This window comes from Sphingobacterium sp. UT-1RO-CII-1, assembly GCF_026711005.1.
Taxonomy (GTDB): Bacteria; Bacteroidota; Bacteroidia; order Sphingobacteriales; family Sphingobacteriaceae; genus Sphingobacterium.
Map to the genome: position 1 here is coordinate 42,384 of NZ_JAPPVJ010000002.1, position 22,464 is coordinate 64,847.

22 protein-coding genes and 1 tRNA gene are annotated in these 22,464 nt (G+C 41.3%); 9 read left to right on the forward strand and 14 right to left on the reverse strand.

Annotated elements, in window-relative coordinates; translation table 11 throughout:
- Positions 1-3 precede the first annotated feature (3 nt).
- The 3 genes from ORI89_RS04075 to ORI89_RS04085 all read right to left on the reverse strand — a co-directional run bounded on the left by ORI89_RS04075 (position 4) and on the right by ORI89_RS04085 (position 2,938).
- Positions 4-486, reverse strand: coding sequence for a MauE/DoxX family redox-associated membrane protein (locus ORI89_RS04075; RefSeq protein ID WP_268229166.1), 483 nt, complete (start codon positions 484-486; stop codon positions 4-6).
- Between the two features lie 375 nt (positions 487-861).
- Positions 862-1,968, reverse strand: a complete 1,107-nt coding sequence (locus ORI89_RS04080; RefSeq protein WP_268229167.1) for a hypothetical protein — start codon at positions 1,966-1,968, stop codon at positions 862-864.
- Positions 1,961-2,938 (reverse strand): hypothetical protein, encoded by a 978-nt coding sequence (locus tag ORI89_RS04085; RefSeq protein ID WP_268229168.1) that lies wholly within the window; start codon positions 2,936-2,938, stop codon positions 1,961-1,963. Before ORI89_RS04085 ends, ORI89_RS04080 begins: the two co-directional genes overlap by 8 nt.
- A 267-nt stretch (positions 2,939-3,205) precedes the next feature.
- On the opposite strand from ORI89_RS04085, the gene ORI89_RS04090 reads away from it, so the two are divergent.
- Positions 3,206-4,288 carry a hypothetical protein gene (locus ORI89_RS04090; protein ID WP_268229169.1) on the forward strand — a complete coding sequence of 361 codons (1,083 nt, stop codon included), beginning with the start codon at positions 3,206-3,208 and terminating at the stop codon, positions 4,286-4,288.
- Between the two features lie 36 nt (positions 4,289-4,324).
- Entirely contained in the window at positions 4,325-4,630 is a 306-nt protein-coding gene (locus tag ORI89_RS04095) for a hypothetical protein (RefSeq protein ID WP_268229170.1), read from the forward strand.
- A 178-nt stretch (positions 4,631-4,808) separates the two neighbouring features.
- Here ORI89_RS04095 and ORI89_RS04100 read toward each other — a convergent pair whose 3' ends face one another.
- Positions 4,809-5,342, reverse strand: a complete 534-nt coding sequence (locus ORI89_RS04100; protein WP_268229171.1) for a hypothetical protein — start codon at positions 5,340-5,342, stop codon at positions 4,809-4,811.
- 358 nt (positions 5,343-5,700) lie between these two features.
- Entirely contained in the window at positions 5,701-6,927 is a 1,227-nt protein-coding gene (locus ORI89_RS04105) for a 3-oxoacyl-ACP synthase III family protein (protein WP_268229172.1), read from the reverse strand.
- A gap of 232 nt (positions 6,928-7,159) precedes the next feature.
- On the opposite strand from ORI89_RS04105, the gene ORI89_RS04110 reads away from it, so the two are divergent.
- Genes ORI89_RS04110 through ORI89_RS04120 form a run of 3 tightly spaced genes read left to right on the forward strand, consistent with a single transcriptional unit; the run spans position 7,160 to position 8,780 of the window.
- The gene (locus tag ORI89_RS04110; RefSeq protein ID WP_268229173.1) at positions 7,160-7,606 is read left to right on the forward strand and encodes a hypothetical protein; all 447 of its coding nucleotides are present in this window, start codon (positions 7,160-7,162) and stop codon (positions 7,604-7,606) included.
- A 9-nt stretch (positions 7,607-7,615) separates the two neighbouring features.
- A complete protein-coding gene (locus tag ORI89_RS04115; protein ID WP_268229174.1) occupies positions 7,616-8,035 on the forward strand; it encodes a hypothetical protein in 420 nt (139 codons plus the stop codon).
- Positions 8,036-8,045: 10 nt separating this feature from the next.
- Positions 8,046-8,780: a metallophosphoesterase family protein gene (locus ORI89_RS04120; protein ID WP_268229175.1), complete on the forward strand. Its 735-nt coding sequence runs from the start codon at positions 8,046-8,048 to the stop codon at positions 8,778-8,780.
- 3 nt (positions 8,781-8,783) lie between these two features.
- On the opposite strand, the gene ORI89_RS04125 is transcribed toward ORI89_RS04120, so the two are convergent.
- A complete protein-coding gene (locus ORI89_RS04125; protein WP_268229176.1) occupies positions 8,784-9,293 on the reverse strand; it encodes a hypothetical protein in 510 nt (169 codons plus the stop codon).
- 171 nt (positions 9,294-9,464) lie between these two features.
- Complete coding sequence (locus ORI89_RS04130) at positions 9,465-10,886, reverse strand: RtcB family protein (RefSeq protein WP_268229177.1); 1,422 nt, start codon at positions 10,884-10,886, stop codon at positions 9,465-9,467.
- A gap of 210 nt (positions 10,887-11,096) precedes the next feature.
- On the opposite strand from ORI89_RS04130, the gene ORI89_RS04135 reads away from it, so the two are divergent.
- Positions 11,097-11,585, forward strand: a complete 489-nt coding sequence (locus ORI89_RS04135) for a hypothetical protein (protein ID WP_268229178.1) — start codon at positions 11,097-11,099, stop codon at positions 11,583-11,585.
- Positions 11,582-12,049: a hypothetical protein gene (locus tag ORI89_RS04140; RefSeq protein ID WP_268229179.1), complete on the forward strand. Its 468-nt coding sequence runs from the start codon at positions 11,582-11,584 to the stop codon at positions 12,047-12,049. The genes ORI89_RS04135 and ORI89_RS04140 overlap by 4 nt, the downstream gene beginning before the upstream one ends.
- A gap of 126 nt (positions 12,050-12,175) precedes the next feature.
- On the opposite strand, the gene ORI89_RS04145 is transcribed toward ORI89_RS04140, so the two are convergent.
- The 5 genes from ORI89_RS04145 to xerD form a co-directional block, all read right to left on the reverse strand.
- Positions 12,176-12,247: transfer RNA gene (locus tag ORI89_RS04145), tRNA-Arg, on the reverse strand.
- A 105-nt stretch (positions 12,248-12,352) separates the two neighbouring features.
- On the reverse strand, positions 12,353-13,015 hold the full coding sequence (locus ORI89_RS04150; RefSeq protein WP_268229180.1) for a hypothetical protein: 663 nt from the start codon (positions 13,013-13,015) through the stop codon (positions 12,353-12,355).
- A gap of 12 nt (positions 13,016-13,027) precedes the next feature.
- Positions 13,028-15,169: a TonB-dependent receptor gene (locus ORI89_RS04155; RefSeq protein WP_268229181.1), complete on the reverse strand. Its 2,142-nt coding sequence runs from the start codon at positions 15,167-15,169 to the stop codon at positions 13,028-13,030.
- 123 nt (positions 15,170-15,292) lie between these two features.
- On the reverse strand, positions 15,293-15,607 hold the full coding sequence (locus ORI89_RS04160; protein WP_268229182.1) for a hypothetical protein: 315 nt from the start codon (positions 15,605-15,607) through the stop codon (positions 15,293-15,295).
- A 105-nt stretch (positions 15,608-15,712) separates the two neighbouring features.
- Positions 15,713-16,606, reverse strand: a complete 894-nt coding sequence (gene xerD, locus ORI89_RS04165; protein ID WP_268229183.1) for a site-specific tyrosine recombinase XerD — start codon at positions 16,604-16,606, stop codon at positions 15,713-15,715.
- 406 nt (positions 16,607-17,012) lie between these two features.
- Here xerD and ORI89_RS04170 point away from each other — a divergent pair, with 406 nt between their 5' ends.
- Complete coding sequence (locus ORI89_RS04170) at positions 17,013-19,871, forward strand: M16 family metallopeptidase (protein WP_268229184.1); 2,859 nt, start codon at positions 17,013-17,015, stop codon at positions 19,869-19,871.
- A gap of 144 nt (positions 19,872-20,015) precedes the next feature.
- Here ORI89_RS04170 and ORI89_RS04175 read toward each other — a convergent pair whose 3' ends face one another.
- On the reverse strand, positions 20,016-20,876 hold the full coding sequence (locus ORI89_RS04175; protein WP_268229185.1) for a sigma-70 family RNA polymerase sigma factor: 861 nt from the start codon (positions 20,874-20,876) through the stop codon (positions 20,016-20,018).
- A 459-nt stretch (positions 20,877-21,335) separates the two neighbouring features.
- Here ORI89_RS04175 and ORI89_RS04180 point away from each other — a divergent pair, with 459 nt between their 5' ends.
- Positions 21,336-21,527: a helix-turn-helix domain-containing protein gene (locus ORI89_RS04180; protein WP_268229186.1), complete on the forward strand. Its 192-nt coding sequence runs from the start codon at positions 21,336-21,338 to the stop codon at positions 21,525-21,527.
- Here ORI89_RS04180 and fmt read toward each other — a convergent pair.
- Complete coding sequence (gene fmt / locus ORI89_RS04185; protein WP_268229187.1) at positions 21,524-22,441, reverse strand: methionyl-tRNA formyltransferase; 918 nt, start codon at positions 22,439-22,441, stop codon at positions 21,524-21,526. The two genes, ORI89_RS04180 and fmt, sit on opposite strands and share 4 nt — an antisense overlap.
- Positions 22,442-22,464 lie beyond the last annotated feature (23 nt).

Sequence of the window (22,464 nt, forward strand, 5' to 3'; positions counted from 1 at the left end):
AGTTTAAATTTTATAGGTTGTCTTTTGGCCGACAAGCCCTTCATTACCTGCTGCCTGGCAACGGGTATTTCGATGTGTTTTACGTTGTAAATAGTAGCCCAGCACACTGAGTGCTAGAAAAAACAGGTTGAACCAAAAGTGCTGCCCCCAGCTCATTCCGCTGATGATGGAGCCGCAACCGCAGGGGAGCTTGCCCCAACCGCCCAGCAGGGCTATGCCTATATAGCCTGTAAAAGCAAGCATCAGCAATGATGATAGTGCAAAGCCTATCAGCCGCAAGCGGCGGATGACTAGGCAAAGCGCCGTGGCGAGCTCTAAAACCGGCAAAGTATAAATGAGCACCCAGCCCAAACTGTTGGAAAATGGTTGCCGCAGGATGCCTGCTTTGAATACTGCAAAATGAAACAGCTTATCTACGCCTACCGGTATCCAGAGGAGTAGCAGCGCGATGCTGATCAGGGTGGTGCTATGTTTCTTTATATCCATGTTATTCTTTTTTTATTTCTTCTCCTGATAGGGGGCCGCAGTACGATTGCTCGTGCTGCGGCTGCCTATCTTAAGCGTTGTTTCTACTTCTCGTCCGCTTAGAATTCAAATGTATATCGAAAAGCAAAGTTTTTGGGGTATAACATTATGGCTATAGGTCTGCGCTGTAGGGTGTATAAGGAGGGTAAGAATTGTTAAGGGTATAATTTGACCGTTTTTTTGATTTTTTAAATTTTTACCAAAGAGGCTCAACAGATGGTCCTAAGTGTGTTTTTATGAGAAAAAGATCAAACTCAAAGGGGGATGATGGGGTATAATCCCCCCTTTTTTCATTTTTATGTTAAAGTGTATATTGAATAAGATGGAAAGTAGCTACTACAAATCAAAGTCTTTTTTAAGTTGCTGTATGATTTGTTGAAATTTTTTGTAAATGGTATAGGCAGCACTGGTGAATTCTTTTTTATCTAGCTTGCGCAAGGTGTTGGTAGAAACACGTATGCCGGTTTTGGTAATTATATTGGCTGAGAAGGCTTCAGCAGCTTCTTTTTTAGTTTGAATAGCTAAGAAACCCGCATTGAATGTATAGTGAAACATAATGGAGAGTTCTTGCGCGGTGAGGTTACTAGGAATAGCATCATATTGTTGCGATAGGGCAATATCATAAGCTGCCTGTCGTACGTTTATTTCGTTTTGTAGGTATTCAAGTATTCTTTTTTGTAGATTTTTGCCCTGGCTTTCAAAAGCGTGGTTGTCCAGGGTATAACTTATAGAAAAAGTAGTTTGGAGCTCGACGAGATGCGTATAGGTCTCTTCAACACTTGAGTAAGTCTGGAGTTGCTTTTGTAGTTCTTCTGTCCAACGGTTGAAGAGGCCTATGTAGTTAAAATTGTATTTTACCAAAATAAATAATAAACGTAAAGGCCAATCTTTTTTCCTATTGTCGTTTGCCAGTTGCTCTAAAGCCTCCATTAGCTTATGCAAATATTCGCGGTGATAGTATTTTATTTCAGGCAATTTCCCTTGTTGGAAGAGGGATGTAAACGCATTTTGAACTTCTTGTGTATAGACAGCAGGAATTTGCTTCTTAGTAAATAGGGGTGCTAGCTTGTTGTATTGTTCCAATACTTGTTTTTCCAGTGTTTGTTGACAATAGATTGAAATAGGCTGCTCATTGTTAATTAGGCGGTTAAAATAACGTTCAAATTTTGCCGTAAATTGATGTATAATAGTAAAATAGCTGTCAGTTTCCCCTCTTTCGAGTAGAAGTTGATTTTCTAGGTGAATAAGAAGCTGGTAACTATGGGTACAAGAAAAAGTAGCCATTTCTAAGGAAGTGTATTGGTTGTAGTTTTTAAGCATGTCCGAAAAAATATTTTCTATTTTGAGTTTAAGCGCATGAACGTTTTCCACGGATGATATGGAAACGTCCGACTTTATGTGTGTAGAAATACTTTCCTGCAATATGTGTAAAGCACTAATCATAATAACGTTTGCTGATGTCATCGTGGTACCACGACCAACCTAAACGCCCACGGTGAAGGTGAAGTTGCATGTTGTCGCCTGCTTCAACACGATGAAATAGTTTGGGGTGCACATCGATGGCTGCATATTGCTTTTTCCCGTTTTCGATATAGCTGAGCTGCAATGTCGTGATGGGGCATTTGCGCACGACATGCGCCTTATAGTTGTCGGCGCCAGGTGGTGCATAGTGGCAGTTGATGATGGTGAGTATACAGGTGATATAGACAGCGATAAGTAGGGTGCTGAGCGATAGAAAGGGTAAAAGTATAGAGGTTTTTGGAGTTTTTCTGTTAAAGCTTTTAGCTAGCTTGCGGTAGCGTATAGCCAGTAGTATAGCCAGCGCAAAGCTGATGCTTAGCCCTATGCCGTTAGCTGAAAGGCTGTTGAGAAGGCTGTAGTTTTGGAAGGAACGTAGCCTTAACATACAAAACACCAAGAGCAGCACTAGGCTGATGGTGGTAAGCAGGCCATTCTGCTTATTGGATTTAAAGTTTATGGCATATAGTAATAGCAAAGGTAATAGGGCGATGCCCAGCGTGACGCTGACCGACCGCTGCATAACTAGCCCGTAAAAACAGGCCGGCAAAGCCAATAGCATGATGTAGCTGTTGCGGATGGATGCCCGAAAGTTGAAAGCCTGCCGAAGGTTGGGAATGCCGGTAAGTAAAGCAAGTTGTTTGCGGAACGGGACGGGGAGGTCTTCCAAATAGGCGAAAAGTATGTAGCAGAGTAGCAGCATAAAAATAATTAAGCTGAGGTTGCTGAGAAGCAGGATGACCTGGCCTATGATTGCGTTGATGGACGGGGCGTGTTGTAGCGCAGCTAGCTGTGTTACAAAATGTGTGCTCAGTAGGCCAGCTGTACTGGTGAGTAGAAATACCAGAAGCCCTACCAAAAGGTAGGTTGTCCAATGCTGTTTTGTTTTGTTCATAGCCTTAGTTTTTGCGATGTATAGCTAAATATACCTATAGCAAAAGGTAGAGTAAGCAGGTTTTGGGTAGGTATTTTGTCGAAAACCGGAATAGTGTGGATGAAACCTTGCAAACTGGGGATGAAACCCCGAATTTACAGGTTGAAATCTGTAAAGTGTTGTTTTATTGTGATTTATATGGGCTGTTGGGGGCTAGTGGAATTGTTTGTCGGTTTTTTAATGTGTATCTTGTTGTAGAACTAAACAATGAGACAGTAAGTCTAAAGCATGATGATAAAGAATAAACCCAGTACACCAACTGCCAGGCATGGGAGCGTAGAGGTGGCTCCAAGATACCCCGATCTGATACCGATTGTAGGGGCGAGTTTGGTGATGGGGGGCATTCTAGCAACCTATGGTTATCGGGGTGGGCTGATGGAGGCGACAACACAGACTGAGTTTTTGGTGATCGTATGGCTATATATTTTACTGTGTTTTAGCCTGCTCTTTTATATTGCGCAGCGCACCAAATGGCTGGATAACCGCATCAGCTGGCGCCAGGCATTTTATCGGCGGGCGGTGTTGCAGTTGTTTCAGTGTTGGCTGTTGCCAACGGCGGCTTTTTACGGGATTTTTTTAGGGCTCTCGACTGTGTTGCCCATAGCGCTAAGGGAATCAGCCTTCTTTTATATCGATATATATGTTACGGCTTTGCTGTTGCTTTTGGTGAATGCAGGCTACCTGATTGCTTTTTATGTGCGTTATGTGGATGTGCAAAACGAGGAGATGGTGAAGCAGCAAGCAGCACTACAGCAAGACATGAGTAGCCAGTTGATGGCGCTAGAAGAAGATAATCGTAAAAGAAAGAAGGCACTGCAAAAGGTACAAAAGACATATAAAGAAGAGCTGCAGGAGTTGAAAGAGCAGTTGCTGGTGCAGGAAGCTACCTTTAAAACGGCTTTGCAAGCCGCACAGCAGCAGCTTTTGGAAGCAGGTGAAGGCAAGGCGCAGGTATATATACTGATACTAGGTACAAGTATCAAGCGGATAGCGGTGGCGCTGATTGCTTTGTTTTTTATGCGGGAGGGTGAGCCATGGCTACGCTTGATAAACGGGGAAGAGTTTATCGCGACGGAGAAGACGTTGGCAGAAGTGCGGGAGGTGCTAAAGGAAGGTTTTTTTATGGTCAAACGGTCGTTTTATATAAACGAAGAGGCTATAAGCCGTTGTTTCAGAAGGTCGGACAGAAGGATCGTGTTAGAGCTGAAAGATAAACACAGAACGGTGATAGAAGGCCCGGTAGAGCCAGATGTAGAATTAGAGAAACGAATATTGGAAGTAGTAGACATTGAAGCAGAAAATATAAATTAATATAGATACATGGTATAAAACAGAAAGGAGCATGGTATGATGAAGTTTAGGCAAAGAAGTCTGGACGAACTGATGTCGCAGGTGAGCGCTTCGGATATTGAACGGACAAAATGTAGAGGAAGTGGCAAAGTAAGCTTTGGTAGTTATGCGGAAGCGAGTTTTTTTATGCACTGGCTGAAGTGGCGGTATAGTAAGCGAAAGCGGACGAGGCAGCGCAAAGATGGTATACGGAAGCCCAATGTACGACATGTGTATGCCTGTGAATTGTGTGGCGGTTACCATCTGACGAGTTTGCCCAAACATGAGTGGGTAAAGTTGAAAAAGAGAATGTCGTTTTATTGAAAAGCTGTTTGTGCCGCATATGCATACGACATAGCCATGGGCAAATATGACTAAATGCAAACAATTTTTAAGGGGCAAAAGAAGCTTTTGAAAGGCCGGCTGGGCATGTAGGCACTTCTCCAAATGAAGAAGCCCAGCCTTTAGGCTGAGCTTCAAAGTGAATTATAATCACCTCAATTTACAATTTTATAGCTACACCGGCATTTAACGTAGAGACGCCGTGGCCCAGCTCTGCATAGGCTCCGAATTTTTCGCTAAAGAACCAGCGCCCGCCTATGTAAGCTGAAAAACCCAGTCCGCTGCCGTAGCTGTTTGGGCCTGTGTAGTTGTCGGCCGAATAGTTTACAATATTGTAGGACAACATCAAACCACCATATACATCAAGCTTAGGCACACTGGTGAAGCCTGTGTAGTGGTAGGCACTGCGTGCGCCGATGATGGTGTAATTCCATTTTTGGGTGTAGCCTGCATTTTTGTAAGAATAGCCTGTATTGCCTACATAACCACCTAGACTGATGACACCAGGGCCACCGATATCCCACTTTCCATGTTCAAATGAAGCACTGATGGCCGGACGAGAATCGCCTATACCGCCAAGATTAGTGCCAAAGCCTATTCCTGCATTTATGATATTATCTCCCTTCTGGAAAGACTGAGCAGAAGCTGTAGTAGCACCTAAAGCGAGTGCAAGATAAAGGATTGTTTTTTTCATATGTGTATTATTTGTTTTTGAATTTTCTATATGGATCGTGGCATACTCGTGCTCCTTCGTAGTCATGTTGATATGTGCTTCGCTAAACAGGGGTATACCATACTTTTTTTTCTACGGTAAAGGTAGTGGAGGCTATTGTTGTTTGAAATACCGAGTAACAGGGCTTTTTACCCTCCTAATAATAGGAGGATTGTTTTATAATGGTTTTGAATATTACTCGTGTATTAGTAGGAGAAAGAATGAAAAGGGCTGCTTTGGCAGGAAGGACTTTAGGGAGTCGTAGCAGAACTGGGGAGACAATGAAAGACATCATATCCCGAATAGATAATTGGGATATGATGTCTTTTATATCGTTATTTTACCAGCGGTAGGTAGCTGCATTGATGTTCATGCCCGCTCCAATAGATGCAAATAGCACAAGGTCGCCTTCCGCGATTTGGAACGGCGGAATAGCGCCGCTACGTACTTGGTGCAGTAAGGTAGGAACGGTGGCTACCGAACTATTGCCCATAGTAGATATATTCATGGGGGTGATATTGTTTTCACGATGATCTATGCCATAAAGTTCAAAGAAACGTTTGATGATAGCTTCATCCATTTTATCGTTGGCTTGGTGTATAAAGATCATCTTTAGATCATTGATGTTCTCGCCGCTTTGATCAAAACAAGATTTCATAGCTAGCGGAACTTCTTTAAGGGCATATTCGTAGACTTTGCGCCCCTTCATTTTGATAAATCGAGGATCGCTCTGCTCGCCTTTGTTGTCTCCGCCTGAGTAAATAAAATCTAATTCTTCTGCGGTGTCTGAAATGACCGCAGCATTTAGAAAACCACTGTTGCCTGTGTTGCTGGCTTGTAATAAGCAAGCTCCAGCACCATCGGAAAAGATCATGCTGTCGCGGTCGCTCGGGTCTAAAACCCTGGAAAGGGTGTCGGTGCCAATAACTAAACAGGTTTTTGCATTTTGAGCACGTATAGCTTGATCGGCTTGTATCATGCCTTGCAACCAGCCGGGGCAACCAAAAATGATATCATAGGGTATGCACTGTCTGTTACGTATGCCGAGTTTATGTTTTATGCGCGAGGCAAGAGAAGGGACCATGTCGCGTGGTGAGCCCGGATGCTCCATGTCACCATAGTTATGGGCTACAATGATAAGATCAATAGATTCGGGATCTATGCCAGCTTCGCTTATGGCATTTTGAGCTGCTATAGCCCCCATAGCAGAAGCTGTAAGGCCAGGAGCATAACGTCGTCGTTCTATGCCTGTAATAGCTTTGAATTTACGTATGATAGTTTCGATAGGCTGTTCAATAGAAGTTTGCTCGGCAGTGAAAAAACTGTGGTTGGCAAATGATTCATTAGGGACATCCTGTTCGGGTATATAGCATCCGGTGGCTATGATTTTTGATCTTAACATGTTTAGTAGTTTTGCTTTAGTGTTTAACCACTGGGTTAAACTGAAGTAGGTTGATAATAAGGGGTGTTTCCTGTTTGTAGACAGGACGAAGGTTGAGCATTTGGAATGGGGTTTTGTATACGCTTTAAATTTGATAGTATTAAATATCGGAATTTTCTTTGGCATTTAAGGTGAGAAGATTTAAAAATATAGATAATTCATAGGTTTAGGTTGTTTTTCTTTTTAATAGATAAGCTTTCTTTTAGGGTTGCTGATTTTGCAGTAATGGAAAGCGGTTTTTATTTGGCTGTTGAAAGTTTTATCTAGCAGGTATTATTTTTTTGTTTTAACTTGGCAAGTTAATTTTAGTGGTTAATGCATGCCCTAAGCTAGGTGAGGGATAATAAACGAGTTGCATATGAACAAAACGATAATCGGTCCGGAAGAACCGATATTTTACGGTTTATTGATAGGTTTTGGCATTTACTTTTTGTGGGTGTTTTTTCAATGGCGAAGATGGAAGAAGCAGACGGCAGTAGGTTTGTCGGATGGATTTGCCATACCATCGCCCATAAACTGGAAGCTGGTTGGCGGGCGCTTTGTTATTTTTTTAGTGGTAGCAGGTTTCTTTTACCCAGATAGGCTATCGGGGAAGAAAAGTGTACAGCGCAATGCTGAAGTAGTGGCGGATACAGCCCGGGTGACGGTGTATCAGAAGCCTGATCTTAATTCGTTGATACTGAGGCAGAGCTTACAGCAGGATGTGCTCGACACACTTTCGGCAACGAAGTATTTTTATAAAGTGAAGGTGCAGGATGGAGAGAATCAGGTGGAGGGTTTTATATTAAAAGGAACAGCAAAATAGACCTTATATATGGATCAGTATACACATTATTATATAGAGAAACAGCGGTATATTAAAGATACGAAAGAGATTTTTTATGCCGGCTTTATAGGTATAGGCCTGGCTTATTTTTTGTTGACAAGGGAGACATTTCCGGTGAAGTATGAATATACATGGAAGTTTTTGATAACGTTTTACCTGTTGGCGTTTTATACGGGTATATCTTTTATTTCGGGATGGCGCTTGCTGAACCGCATGACTTCCAATATCTTTCTGGCGTTGCCGATAGTGGGCTGGCTGATATTTTTCTTTCTGAAGATAGCCGGAGCTTTATTTATAGGCGGTTCGTGCTTTTACAGTTTGATTAGGCTGGGCAATAATTTTTATAATATTTACGACAGACAGTCTCTTATGGATAAAGAGCTGAAAAGACAAGCTACGGGGGAATAAAAGAAAAGAGATGAGTATACAATTTGCTGTAATAAGTGATATACACGGCAATATAGTGGCGCTGGAGGAGGTGTTGGCAGATATAGACCGACGGGGCATTTCGAAGGTTTACTGTTTGGGAGATTTGGTGGATTTTGCACCTTGGGGCAATGAAGTGGTAGACTTAATGCGGGAGAAAGGTATTCCTTGTTTATTAGGAAACCATGACGAACGTATTGCTTTTGATCAGCCGGTGACGCCTTTAAAGCACCATGACGACGTGGAAACGGCGAATCGCCTATTGGCTATAAACCATAGCAAGGCGCATATAAGACCTGATAATAAAGCGTGGCTTGGAGGGCTTCCTTATAATATCGAGCTGCAGTATCGCTTTGATGGAGTGTATAAAAATATTTTGCTGGTGCACGCTAGTTTGGAAAGTAACGATGAGTATGTGTATCAGGATGATGCGGTAGCGAAGGTATTGCCTGTACTGAAAGAAAGAAGGGTAGATGCATTGGTGATGGGGCATACGCACCTATCTTATGTAGAGCGTCTAGAAGGTGTAACGATGGTGAATTGTGGCTCAGTAGGCCGGAGCAGAGAAGCAGACCGAATGGCGACTTATAGTATTCTGACGATAACGGACAAGGGAGTGGAGGCAGAGATCGTAAAATTGCATTACCCGATCCAAAAGGTGGCTAATGCAATTTATGAAAGTGATGTCCCTGACTTTTACGGTGATTTCCTGCGAGGGAAGTACTGAGGTTTATTTTTTAAGAACAATAAGTCGTTCTTTATTACTTTTTTTATCCCAAACGTGTGTATCGTTCAGATACAATTCAGAACAGGTTACTTCTTTATTATCTATATTTTCCATTTTAGCTGTAAGGGTATCATCCGCAAATCCATTTCCCCATTTAATTAGCAAATGTGATGTACTGTAGGCAGAATATAAGTGAAAAATAAGTTTATAGCGTTCGCCTTTAGACTTCGGTGCTTTTACATGAAAAGTTTTGGAGGAGATGTATTCGTAGATAGGAGAAATGCCCGTCATTGGGTTTGGAGCGGAGTCGTTATTGCCGCTAAAATCTACTGTTATCTTTTGTATATCTATGGGGTTTCCTGCTTTAGTATTTGGGTCTAAAAGGTCATTGCCTTCTGAATCGACAAGCTCGATCATAACTTCATTATCCATAATGGGAATGGGATCATTTTTGGTATCATCCTTACTACAGGAAAATAAGATTAGTAAAAATAAAAAACTTAAATTTTTCATAGTAAATAATATTTAGTGAATTGGTAATCTACTGTTACAATAATAATCAAACGATTTAGAAAAGTTTTTGCTACAATATGGTTTTATATTTCTTGTAACAAAGCAGTATTGTCGTGCTGTTCAGGTCTTTATTCGAGGCGGGGATTTCTTTTTTTTATTCAAAAGTGCAGCTTAGTCTTCGCGCGAACCGTCGTCTGCCATGCGTACAATTTTGGGCGAAAAAGTCGCTACAATATCAACGAGATCCGATTGGGCTGCCATAACCTGGTGTATATTTTTATAGGCCATGGGGGCTTCATCCATACCAGCGCCAAGCAATGTGATGCCTTGGTCGGCAAGCATGTTATTGAGGTCAGCAGTGGACAATGTTTTTAGGGCTTGGGTGCGGCTCATTAAACGCCCTGCGCCGTGGGCAGCAGAGTTGATGGCTGCAGTTGTGCCTTTACCACGCACCAAGAAGCCAGGTGTGGCCATAGAGCCAGGAATAATACCTAGAATGTCTTTACTGGCAGGCGTGGCTCCTTTGCGGTGTACGATAACTTCCTGGCCATTGAGCAGCTCTTTCCAAGCAAAATTATGGTGGTTTTCTACTTTAGCAAGTAGTTCGGCTCCGAGTGCGCTTTTGATTTTTTGGTGGATGATTTCGTGACATGCCAAAGCATAATCGCCCGCTAGGTTCATAGCTAGCCAATAGGATTGACCTTCTTCGCTGTTGAGGTCTAAGTAAACGAGGTTTTGTGCTTCTCGGGGTAGTTTACATAGGCTTTTAGCCAATCGGGTATAATGATCGGCTAGGGTTGCGCCCAAACCACGGGAGCCCGAATGGGTGAGTAAAGCAAGGTAGCTCCCTTGAGCTACGCCTAGCATCGTGTCGTCTTGATCAAAACTGAGGATACCAAATTCCACGAAGTGGTTGCCACCGCCGGAAGTGCCGAGCTGTGCCCAAGCTTTATCTTTGAGCGAGTGGATGAGCTTGTCTGTTTTGAAAAGAGGATTGTCTAAAACTGCATGTTCGGCTCGTTCTTGCTTTTCGTAACCTTTGCCGGCACCAAAACGGGTGTTGTCCAGTATAGCTTTTTTAAGTTGTTGGTGCTCTTGATCCAGATAGTGTGCAGGGAGATCGAAGATAGAAAGGGCCATTCGGCAGCCGATATCAACCCCTACACCATAAGGGATGACGGCATTGTTGGTGGCTAATACACCGCCAATAGGTAGCCCATAGCCTTGATGGGCATCGGGCATTAATGCACCTGCTATGCTGATGGGGAGTTTGAGGGCGGTATGCATTTGCTGCTTAGCGCCTTTGTCGATGTGTTCTTCACCGTATACTGTATAAGGTAGGCTTTGCTCACGGAGGTTAATAGCGGAAGCCTCTACCTGATCTATAGCTAGTAGTGCTTTAGATAGAGGTTTGAAAACTTTGTCAGTCAGGTAGTTTTCAGGATGATTAAGTACATCCCTGAACTTTGCAAGCATTTGCTCTCGGGTGTAGCCATGTCTCTTTTTGTTGATCTTTAAAGCTACGCCTATAGCGTGATTTTCTGTATAGCCAAGGGCAATAAGATCATTGCCGTTAATTCGTTCTTTCTTCATGGTTTATCTGTGCTTAAGATACATAATAATCTGTAATTGTATATTCGTAATTGTTTTGTAAATACTTGGATCATTCGTAGAAGTTGTCGTTCGACAGACCAACATTTCGTAAGTTTGCCGACAATTTACAGGCAAATGAAGAAAAAGAATCTTCTCAAAATTCTGGTTATCCTCGTTATATTTTTTGTCCAGCTGTTTGTGCTATTCAGCATGTTCGCACAGACGGGGCAAAATGATGTGGCATTGCCTGTGCTCTTGCTTGTGGTGGCGGCTTTGTTATTGGGTGGCTACCGGCTAAAAAACTTACACCAGACAAATTTACATTTTGAAAAAGTAGGCGTCGTTATTTGGATACCTATTGCAGCATTGTTTACCTATTGGCTAAATAACGCAGTGGGTTGGGGGCCGGTTTTGTCTCTTGGGGTAGTAGGCACACTGGGTTCCTATCTTTATTTGTTTGATAGGCAGTCGGCTTATTTGAAAGAGATACCACCGCCGATTTATTGTGGTGCTTTTATTGGGATGAGTTCTTTGCAGGTGCAGGATGTATATCTCATTATTGGCCTGGCGGGTTTATTTGCTGCGGTTATGTATTTACTGACCAAGTCAATTTTAGTGGGCGTAGGCGGTAAAATGGGGACGCTCGCTTTTATTGGCTTTTTGTTTAGTGTTTTACTGGTAGAGTGGCTGTTAAGATGATGACATCGCATTATATACTGTGTTCGTTGGCAGCTATGGGCGGTACTTTTTTGACATATGGCATTAATATTAAAGCCAATCAGGGGCCTGTTCGGGCTTCGGCTTTAGTAGCCCTTTTTTGTGGCTTGTTTTTCTATGTATTTAAGGAATTCATTCCCTCATTTTATGTGGAGAATATCCCTTTATATATTGTGGGAGGTAGTTTTATTGGTATGGTAACGTCTACAACGCATATAAACCGTTATTCGCTGGCATTTTCTTCTTTTGTATATGCTTTTTTGCTATGGTTTGCAGCGAAGGAGTTTGAGGGCTTTGGTGGTGGTTTGGGGATATTGGCCTGTGTAGCTTTGATGTGTACGATGGCTTTGCCGATGTTGACACAAAAGAAGAAGGTAACTTATGGCTACCGCATAATCCGGTTGATGATTATAAAAAATAGGCGACGTAAGAACCAACGTTTCTAAACGATGTTTTGTTGCCTGTTTCCTAAGTTGACGAAAGAATAGCTCTATTTCAGCTGTAGCGAGAAGGTATACAAGAGGCTTTAAAGCATAAAAAAGAGGTTTTGTTTAAAACAAAACCTCTTAGAGTGCCCGCGGCGGGAGTCGAACCCACATCGGCAGAACCGGAATCTGATATTCTATCCATTGAACTACGCAGGCAGTGGGGGCAAAAATAGCAATTTTATGTAAAATAAGAAGCTATTTGAGAAATAATATTGCCCCCTCACACAAATGACTCGGGTTAACTAGAAACTCCGATCAATTTTAATGGTGATGGTCGTGGTCATGATCGTCATCGTGTCCATGTCCATGATCGCCCGATACAGGGTGTATTTCGACTTTTAAATCCAAGTCATTAGCGCCTGTAAATTGTGTGTAGTTGGCATTGTTCCAGTCGCTAGCTTTGATTTTTGCTTTTACACCCGGGTTTAAATGGCGCATGATGTAGCGAAATACAAATGTACTGCTGGCAGCTTGTACATGTAAGTAGCCTTTGACACCAACTTGGAGATCTTTGCCGTCGGATGATTTATCGGCATAAGTATAGTCGAGTACATTGGCAGGAGCACCCAATATAAAAACTTGGTGTATATCGGCGCGGTCAAGGAAAGTTTGCTGTGTTTCGCGTCCTGCAAAATCTTTTGCTACTAAATCTAAGCGGTAGGTTTTGCCTTCAAATAAGTGAAGGTGGAGACCTGCCGGAGGTAGGTATTCAGCTCCGCTAAAGGTGACTGTTTCTTTTTGCCCGTCCTTTACATCGCGATAAGCACCGGCTCCGCCTGTAGGGTCAACTTCAACTTCGGTAAATATTAAGCTTGCCTGTGATACTTCTTCTAAATCGACTTCGGGAGTAGGATCGTCTTTAGAACAAGAGCTAGCGAAGGCTATAAAAAAGATTAAGCTGAAATAAAGAATTGTTTTTTTCATGTTTTTTGGTTTTTAAAAATTATATGATGTTCTTAATTGTATGTTTCTTCCTCGTTGATGGGCGAAATAACGAAAACGGTCCATGTAGTCTTTGTAGGCAGTGTTGAATAGGTTGTCTACACTAACGATCACTTTGAGCTGCCGTTCTTTTTTTAATTTGAAATTGTTGCCCATACTAAAGTCAAATAAGTTGTAAGCTCCTGGAGGCGCAGCGTAATCAGTGCCTGTTTCATAGCGTGTTTGTTTCCATACATAGCGCTGCGTGATTTTGAGATAGCTATCGCCCCAAGAGGGTGTTGTTTGCCACAGTAAGCTTTGTTGAACCTGATCAGCCGGAATATAGGGCAGGTAAGTATGTTGCTCGATATTTTTGGCACGTAACAGGCTAAGCTGGCCTTGATAGTGTAAGCGTGCGGGCAATTGTTGTGAAAGTTCGATATCAGTGCCATAAAGTAGCGCATCGTGCTGCTCATAGACAAAAACAGGAAAGGTGCCACGTATAGTTTGTTGTACACGGGACGGATCGGGGCGGGCATAGATATAATTGAATATTAATTGCCCGTAAAGGTCTACGTTTATACGGGTTTTTTCGCTGCCTAGACTGATGGAGTTCATCCACTTTAAGCCTTTTTCGCTATGTAGATCCGCATTACCAATTTCATAAGTTGCACTCCCGTGGTGTAAGCCGTCGCTGTAGAGCTCATTGACCGAAGGTGCGCGCCAGGCTAAGCCCAGGTTGCTTTTCCAGGTTATTGTCTGGCTAAGTGGTTGGCGGATGCCTAAAGTGCCCGAGAGACTTTGGTAAAGCCTATTATCTGTCAATAAGTATTGAACGACTGTGCCATCCTCATCCATTTGTTTGCGGTCGTAGCGATAGCCTGCAATATCCATTTGTTTGATGTCGTAGCGCGCTCCAAGTTCTATATGCGTTTGATTCCAGTGGAAATGGTGCAAACCGAAGAGGCCTAGAGAATAGCTGTCATAGTTGGGGATAATAGGGGTAGTGCCCGTACCTGGAGTATTGTTGTTGATTTGAACCAAGGCTTGTGCACCATAGGATGAAAGCTTGTTTTTAAAGGTGAAGTCTAAGCTTTGGCTGGTCAATTTCATGTCGGCCATAGGTACATCGTCGGAAGCTACCCGTCTAAGATCGTATTCGCGGCGATGATTGTGTTGCAGGCCATAAACAAGCTCTAGTTTTTTTACTGCCGAAAGTTGTTTTTGCCAACTTGCTTTTAAAAGGTCGTGGCTTACTTTTTGTTTCGGAGAATGGATATGGTAGCTAAAGTCATAGTCGTCAAAAGGCTGTCCGTGGGCTATGCGGGCATATATATCTTCTATAGTGCCGGCGTGAGCTCCTTCAAAGACACCCATTTCGGTAGAAAAATGACTGCCATAGATGGTAAATCGGTTGCCCGCAAGATTGTACTGTAGCTTGCCAGAGAAATTGAGCTCGCGTGCTCCGGTATTGCCTAGGTAATAGTCGGCTGTTTTGTAGTTCCCACTTTTTTTATGCGATACTTGTGCGCTCCAGCCCAGAGAGGGGATTGCGGCTATACCGCCACTTAACTTTGTATTAACTGCATAACCACGGCCGTTGCTCATACCTATAAGGTCTGCAACACCATAAATAGGGCGGCTGTTATCTATATCATCAGATGAGATAAGGACAACACCAGCCAGTGCATCAGCGCCATAACGAACACCTTCCGCACCCTTGATTACCTGTAGGCGATCGGCTGAAAAAGGGTCAATTTCGGGGGCATGTTCTGTGCCCCATTGATGACCTTCTTGGCGTATACCCTGGTTTAAAATTAAGATACGGTTGCTGTGCAGGCCGTGAATGACTGGCTTTACAACAGTACTCCCTGTGCTTAGAGTGGATATTCCAGCAATTTGTGTCAAGGACTCTGCTAGTAGTTTACCCTTACTTTCAGCCATTTCTAAGACAGATAGTTCGTGCACACTATTGTTGGTAAATGTGCGCGACTTTGCTTGTACAGCAATACTATCCAAATGAACAACATCCGTTTTTGTGGTGTCTTTTTGGACTGTGTAATTTGCATGTTTTTGCTGTGTTGCGCTGTATAGCGAATAGCTATAAACAAAGCAAAGTAGTAGCGTAAAGCATAGCCTTTGACTATGTGGTAGCATAAAATAAAATATTATATAGTGTATAGAAACAGAATAGTTTTCTGATTTAGTAAGTATCATATATCATGGTTGATAAGATGATTTACCTAAAGAAACTATTTAATAAAAATATGGTAGTACTACCTAGAGTGGTGGGTCTTTATTAGGTTTTGATCTGCGCGTAATGTCGTGATATCTCAGAGCTAACTCGGTTTTAGTGCTAGTATGGACACTTGCGAAGAGCTCAGGTAATTGAAATACGGTAATGGAGATATCCGCAGCTATTTGTTGAGTGAAGAATAAACATAAGGAACAGTCATCATCATCATCATTGTGTTGCTGATCGTGGGCTTCACAAGAATGATGCTCTTTACTGTGCATATACTGCATAGATCCACTGACTGTGAAGACAGTAATTAATGCGAGTAAGAGTATATGTTTAAGTCTCTGAGTTACCATTTACAAAGGCAAAGATAATCAAATGCAACTGTATTGCAATATTAAATGTTATTTTGTTGCATTTAAATTCTTACTTCATTTATTTACAAGTGATAGTGGGATATTTTAGGAGCGGGGATGGTATTGTGTAATCACAGAATGTAGGTAATCGCGGTCAATATGTGTATATATTTCGGTAGTCGTAATACTTTCATGTCCTAGCATATCTTGGACAGCTCTGAGGTCGGCTCCGCCCTCGACTAGGTGTGATGCAAAGGAATGGCGGAATGTATGGGGGCTGATTTTTTTTTCTAAGCCTATCTTTTGGGATAGATCTTTAATGATAATAAAGATCATGACACGGGTGAGGGTTCTGCCACGTCTGTTAAGAAACACGATGTCCTCGTAGCCCGCTTGTATAGGATTATGTGGACGTATCTGTTCGAGATAGGTTTTTAAATATTTTATAGCCTGTGTGCCAATAGGAATTAAGCGTTCTTTACTGCCTTTTCCTTCTACTTTGATGAATTCAACATCAAGGTATAGATTGGATATTTTTAAGTTTACCAGTTCTGATACACGAAGTCCGCAACCGTATAATATTTCAAGAATGGCTTTGTTTCTCTGTCCTTCAGGGCTTGAAAGGTCGATAGCACCGATAAGGTTGTCGATTTCCTGAATGTTGAGTACGGTAGGTATTTTACGATTCAGGCGTGGTGATTCGATCAGTTCGGCTGGATTTTGCTCTAAACCATATTCGATTTGCAAAAAATCGAAGAAAGTTTTCAACCCTGACAGTAAGCGTGCTTGTGTGAAAGGGGAAATATTAAAGTCGTTGATGTAGATGAGAAATTGCTGAATAACCTTCGTATGCACCTGTTCCAGTGTCAGGTTTTTAAATAAGCAATAGCTTTCAAGCTTTTGAACGTCGTTTAAGTAAGCCTCAATGGAGTTTTTGGAAAGATTTCTCTCGAATTGTAGAAACCTTTTAAAGTCACGTTTGGCTATATCCCATTCCATAGGGTAAATTTACGTAATAAAATTAGTATAGTTTGTTTATAATTAAATGAAATTCGTAAGTTTGGTGCGAAAGTAGATGATTAGATAGGTAAATCTTTTTATTTCAGAAGAAAAAAGGGTAGAGGTGGAAGTTGCATCTTTTTTGTTTAGAAAGAGCCTAATGAGGACTGTCTGCTATACGATTGCTGGTACTTTAAATAAAGGGAGAGCATGAGATTTGTGTGAAAAATAAGTTTTTTTTTAAAAAAAGTGTAATATTTTATATAAACCGTATACTAATATAAACAGATGAAATAAACATGTAATAAAGGCTGTACAAGTAGGAATTAGTCTTCTTTTTTCAAACTTTAGTACATGATGTTTTGATTTTTAGATAACCATATAAAAAAACAATTAATAAATACATATGAATATATTCAAGCCATTGGCATTAGCATTTTTAGTGCCTGCCTTGCTTTCGACAGCAGAAGCAGCTCCGACTAATATGTCGGTTGAGGCTAGGCAGATTTTAGTGCAGGATACCTTGTCGTGGAATGCGGCTTTGCCATTTGATAATGAAGTTAAAGTTGGAAAGCTGGCGAATGGCTTTCAGTATTTTATCCGCAAAAACATCGAACCAAAAGATCGTGTAACGATGTATTTGGCGAATAAAGTAGGTTCAGTTTTAGAAACAGAAGAGCAACTGGGGTTAGCGCATTTTCTAGAGCATATGAATTTTAACGGTTTGAAAAACTTTCCGAAGAATGAACTGGTAGATTATCTACAAAAAGCTGGCGTGCGTTTTGGTAGTGATTTAAATGCATACACGGGGTTCGAACAGACTGTTTATCAATTGCCGATACCGTCGGATGATCCTGAATTGTTGAAAAACGGTCTGCAGATTATGCGGGATTGGGCACAGGATGCTCTATTGGATGAAGATGAGATTGATAAAGAGCGTGGTGTCGTATTGGAAGAGATGCGTGGAGGAAGGGGAGCTGGACAACGTATGCAAGATCAGTACTTACCAGTTATGCTGAACAACTCAAGGTTCTCAAATAGGTTGCCTATTGGTACTAAAGATGTAATCACGAATTTCCCTTATGAAGAATTGCGTAAGTTTCATGCAGATTGGTATAGGCCAGACTTACAGTCGATAATTATTGTAGGTGATATCGATGTAGATGCGATGGAAAGTGAGGTGAAACGCTTATTTTCGGACCTGAAAACACCTGATAACCCGAAGCCTTTAGAGAAATATACGATTCCTCTACTGAATAAAAATCAATTTGTAGTGGTCACCGATCCTGAAATGACCTACACAATAGGTCAGATTATGATTAAGCATGAGGATAAGGATGTCAAAACGGTAAAAGATTACCGCCAGTCTCTGCTTAGGTCTGTTTACAGTAGTATGATCAATGCTCGCCTAGGAGAGCTTGGCCAGAGTGCTAACCCGCCTTTTATACAGGCTCAGTTTAGCTTTGGCGGCTTGTTCGGTAATTTAGATGCTTATAACCCTTTGTTTGTAGCTAAGCCAGGAGAGTTTGAGCAAGGCTTTAAAGCTTTAGTGCGTGAGCTGGAACGTGTTCAACGCCATGGTTTTTCGGAGACGGAATTTGCACGAGTGATATCTGCAATGAATAAAGGTAACGAGGTGGGGTACATAGAGCGTGATAAGAAAAAATCTGATTCTTATGTGAATCGTTATTTGAATTATTACCTATCAGATGCACCAGCACTGGGCAACGAAGATTCGTATCAATTGACTAAGCAATTGTTGCCAACCTTGACCCTCAAAGAGGTAGAAGCTGTAGGGAAAACGTATTATACAGATTTGAATCGGGATATCATTATTATGGCTCCGGATAAAGAAAAGGCTGTGCTACCTACAGAAGACATAGTGAACACTTGGTTTAAAGAAATGGAGGCCGAGGATATTGCACCTTATGTGGACAAGGTTTCTGAGTTGCCGTTGTTGGAAAATGAACCACAAGCTGGTGCGATAACGAATAAAAAATCTATAGAGGTCATAGAAAGCACAGAGCTTGTATTAAGCAATGGCGTGAAGGTGGTTTTAAAACCGACAACTTTTAAAAACGATCAGATTTTAATTAGTGCATTTAGTTCAGGCGGGACTTCTCTATATAGTGATGAGGATTATTACTCGGCGTCTAATGCCGCAAACCTAATAAATAGCAGCGGTGTAGGGCAGTTGAATACCATTGAATTACAGAAGTATATGACGGGCAAGAACGTGAATATTAGCCCTTATATTACTGAACGTATGGAAGGTCTTTCGGGGTATGCGGATAAAGAAGGTTTGACAACAGCTTTCGAGTTGATACACGCCTACTTTACAGCGCCGAGGATAGAAGATGATATTTTTCAGAGTATAATTTCCAAATCGCTTTCTATGATGGAGAATAGGGAAAGTGACCCATCCTTTGTGTTTAGCAAAAGTGTAACAGGACGATTGTACAACAACAATATCCGCCGTACGCCAGTTGAAGCAGAAGGTATCAATAAGATAAACCAGGCACGCGCGCTAGAAATTTATAAAGAACGTTTTGCAGATGCTTCGGATTTTGTATTTACCATTGTAGGATCTTTCAACGAAGAAGAGATAGTTCCATACTTAGAGAAGTATGTAGCGTCTTTGCCAAATATTAGCAGAAAAGAAGATGCAAAAGATTTGGGAATAACTGAACCGGCAGAGGGATATGAACAAATAGTTTATAAAGGACAGGAGCCAAAAGCAAATGTGACAATGACATATTACGGGGATTACAATTATGGGAAAACCGAAAATATGAATATGTCGGCTCTGGAAAGTGTGATGAGCATTAAACTTATTGAGCGCTTACGCGAAGATGAAAGTGGTGTGTATGGCACAGGAGCCCGTTCGTCAATAACAAGGTTACCTAAAGAGCGTTACAGTTTTACAGTGTCGTTTGGCACAGGAACCGAAAAATATGAGTCGTTGATGGCTTCGGCTATGGATGAGTTGCGTAAAGTGAAGGAAAACGGCCCGGCGCAAGCAGATTTAGATAAATTTAAAATCGAAAAGAAACGCGCGCTAGAGCTATCACTTAAGGATAATGGTTTTTGGTTAGGACAATTAACAGGTTTATATCAACGTGGTGATGATCCGAGTTATATAGTTCAAGGCTATTTGGAGGATTTGGAGAATGTGACAGTAGAGTCTGTGAAAGAGGTAGCTAACAAATACTTGAAAGACGAGAAGCTATTTAAGTTTATTTTATTACCGGAAGAGGTTAAGTAAATAGAACGTCGCATGAATAGAAAGCTGCAGGGCCTGATTGGTTCTGCAGCTTTTTTTATTAAAAAAGTTAGCGTAAAATAAAGTCAAAAAAAATGCGCAACCTCTCCAGTTGCGCATCTAAGTGCAGTTATAAAGACTAGCTATCTAGCCTAAATAAGATTTTAAAATTCTACTCCGTGACGTGTGACGCAGGCGTTGTAGAGCTTTATCTTTAATTTGGCGTACGCGCTCTCTAGTTAAAGAGAATTTCTCACCAATTTCTTCTAACGACAATTGATGATTAGTGCCAAGACCAAAAAATAAGATAATAATTTCTCGCTCACGCTCTGTCAAGGTCGATAATGAACGTCTGATTTCTTCGGAAAGCGACTCGTCAATTAGGATACTGTCTGTATCTGGATCTGCGTTTTCAAGAACATCTAATAACGTGTTCTCCTCGCCCTGTACAAAGGGTGCATCCATGGATACATGTCTACCTGAATTGCTAAGTGTGTCTGACACTTTGTCAACCGTAGTCTCTAAGATGTCAGCTAATTCTTCCGGAGAAGGCTCGCGCTCATACTCTTGTTCCAATCTGGAGAAAGCTTTGCTGATTTTACTTAGTGAACCAACTTGGTTCAAAGGTAAACGAACAATACGGGATTGCTCGGCAATAGCTTGTAAAATAGATTGTCGAATCCACCATACAGCATAAGAAATAAACTTAAAACCTTTGGTTTCGTCAAAACGTTTTGCTGCTTTAATTAAGCCTAAATTGCCCTCGTTGATCAAGTCACCTAAAGTAAGACCTTGATTCTGATATTGTTTTGCAACAGAAACAACGAAACGTAAGTTGGTTTTTGTAAGTTTTTCTAAAGCCACTTGGTCTCCTTCGCGAATGCGTTGGGCCAAAATAACTTCTTCCTCTGCGGTAATTAAGTCGACTTTACCAATTTCGTGCAAATACTTGTCCAGGGACTGTGATTCGCGATTGGTAATGGATTGTGTGATTTTGAGCTGTCTCATCTATTATATAAAAACCTTTCTCTTTGAAATGTTTGCGAAAATACGAAAAAATAATCGGAAAACCTTCATATGAGTGTAAAGTGAACATTCATTATGAGTTGTTTATGCCGGCATCTTTCTGCACTTATAAGGCAACAAAAAGTATTCCAACAACTTAACATATCTACTTTAACGAAAGAATGGCAGTTTTATTTTATTTTTGATAAAATAATGTTGATATTGTGTTGAAAGGGTTATAAGTCAGCCTTTTAAAAGAGTTTACCTATGTGATGTGCATTTTTTACCCAAAACAATAAACAAGTGCGTATCTTATTTGTTACTATTATATGTATATAAAGATGCATGACAAGTATGACACAGTTACATGAAATAATAATTACGAAGTAAAATTAGGACTATTGATAATATATGAACATTATTAAATAATATACCATGCCTATTAAAATTCATCTAGATGACATGATGTCAAAACGCAAAATGTCGTTGAACGAGTTAAGCCAAAAAGTTGGCATTACCTTGTCAAATTTATCGATTATCAAAAATCAAAAATCTAAAGCTATACGTTTAAGTACTTTAGATGCCTTATGCAGGGTTTTAGACTGTCAGCCAGGCGATCTCATTAAATATGTTGAAGACGACGAGGAACACTAAATATCAAAACGATAACCACGTAAGAAATCGACAGTGCTCATTCTCTTTTTACCTTCGATTTGAAGTTCTTTAATTAGAATACGACCATCGGCAGTAGAAAAAGAGAGTTGTGTTTTACCGTCAGTTTCAAAACTCCCAGCTGTTGCTGTTACGTTAGAATCTTTCTCAATATCGTATATTTTCAGGGTTTTGCCTTCTAATATCGTGTAAGCAGCAGGGTAAGGACTAAGACCTCTTATTTTATTGTAAACATTCTCAGTGCTGTCGTTCCAGTCTATAAGACAATCTTCTTTGAATATTTTGGGCGCACTTTTTAGAGGTTCGTTGATTAAGGTGTTTTGTTCTATGGGCTGAATATTACCAGACTTTATAGCATGCACTGTTTTTATAAGGGTTTCGGCGCCACTTTGCATTAACTTGTCATGTAGAGTACCTGCGTTGTCTGTTGATGTGATGGGCGTTTCTGTGGCGAAAAGAACCACGCCGGTGTCAATTTCATGTTGAAGCATAAAAGTAGTGACGCCCGTCTTGGTTTCTCCGTTCATGATGGCATGATTAATTGGCGCAGCACCCCGATATTGAGGCAATAAAGAGGCATGTACGTTAATCGTACCTTTCGGAGGCATATTCCATACAACTTCGGGCAGCATTCTGAAAGCGACGACAACCTGGAGATCAGCTTGATAGGAAGCTAGCTCTTCTAAAAATGTAGAATCTTTTAATTTCACGGGTTGTAGTACAGGAATGTTGTGGGCTACAGCAAATTTCTTTACAGCTGATTCTTGGAGTTTTTGACCCCGACCAGCGGGTTTGTCTGTCGATGTAACAACAGCTACTACATTTTCACCTGCTTGTAATAGAGCTTGTAAAGACGCCACAGCAAAATCCGGCGTACCCATGAAAATTATGCGCATATAATAATTAAAACCTTATAGTG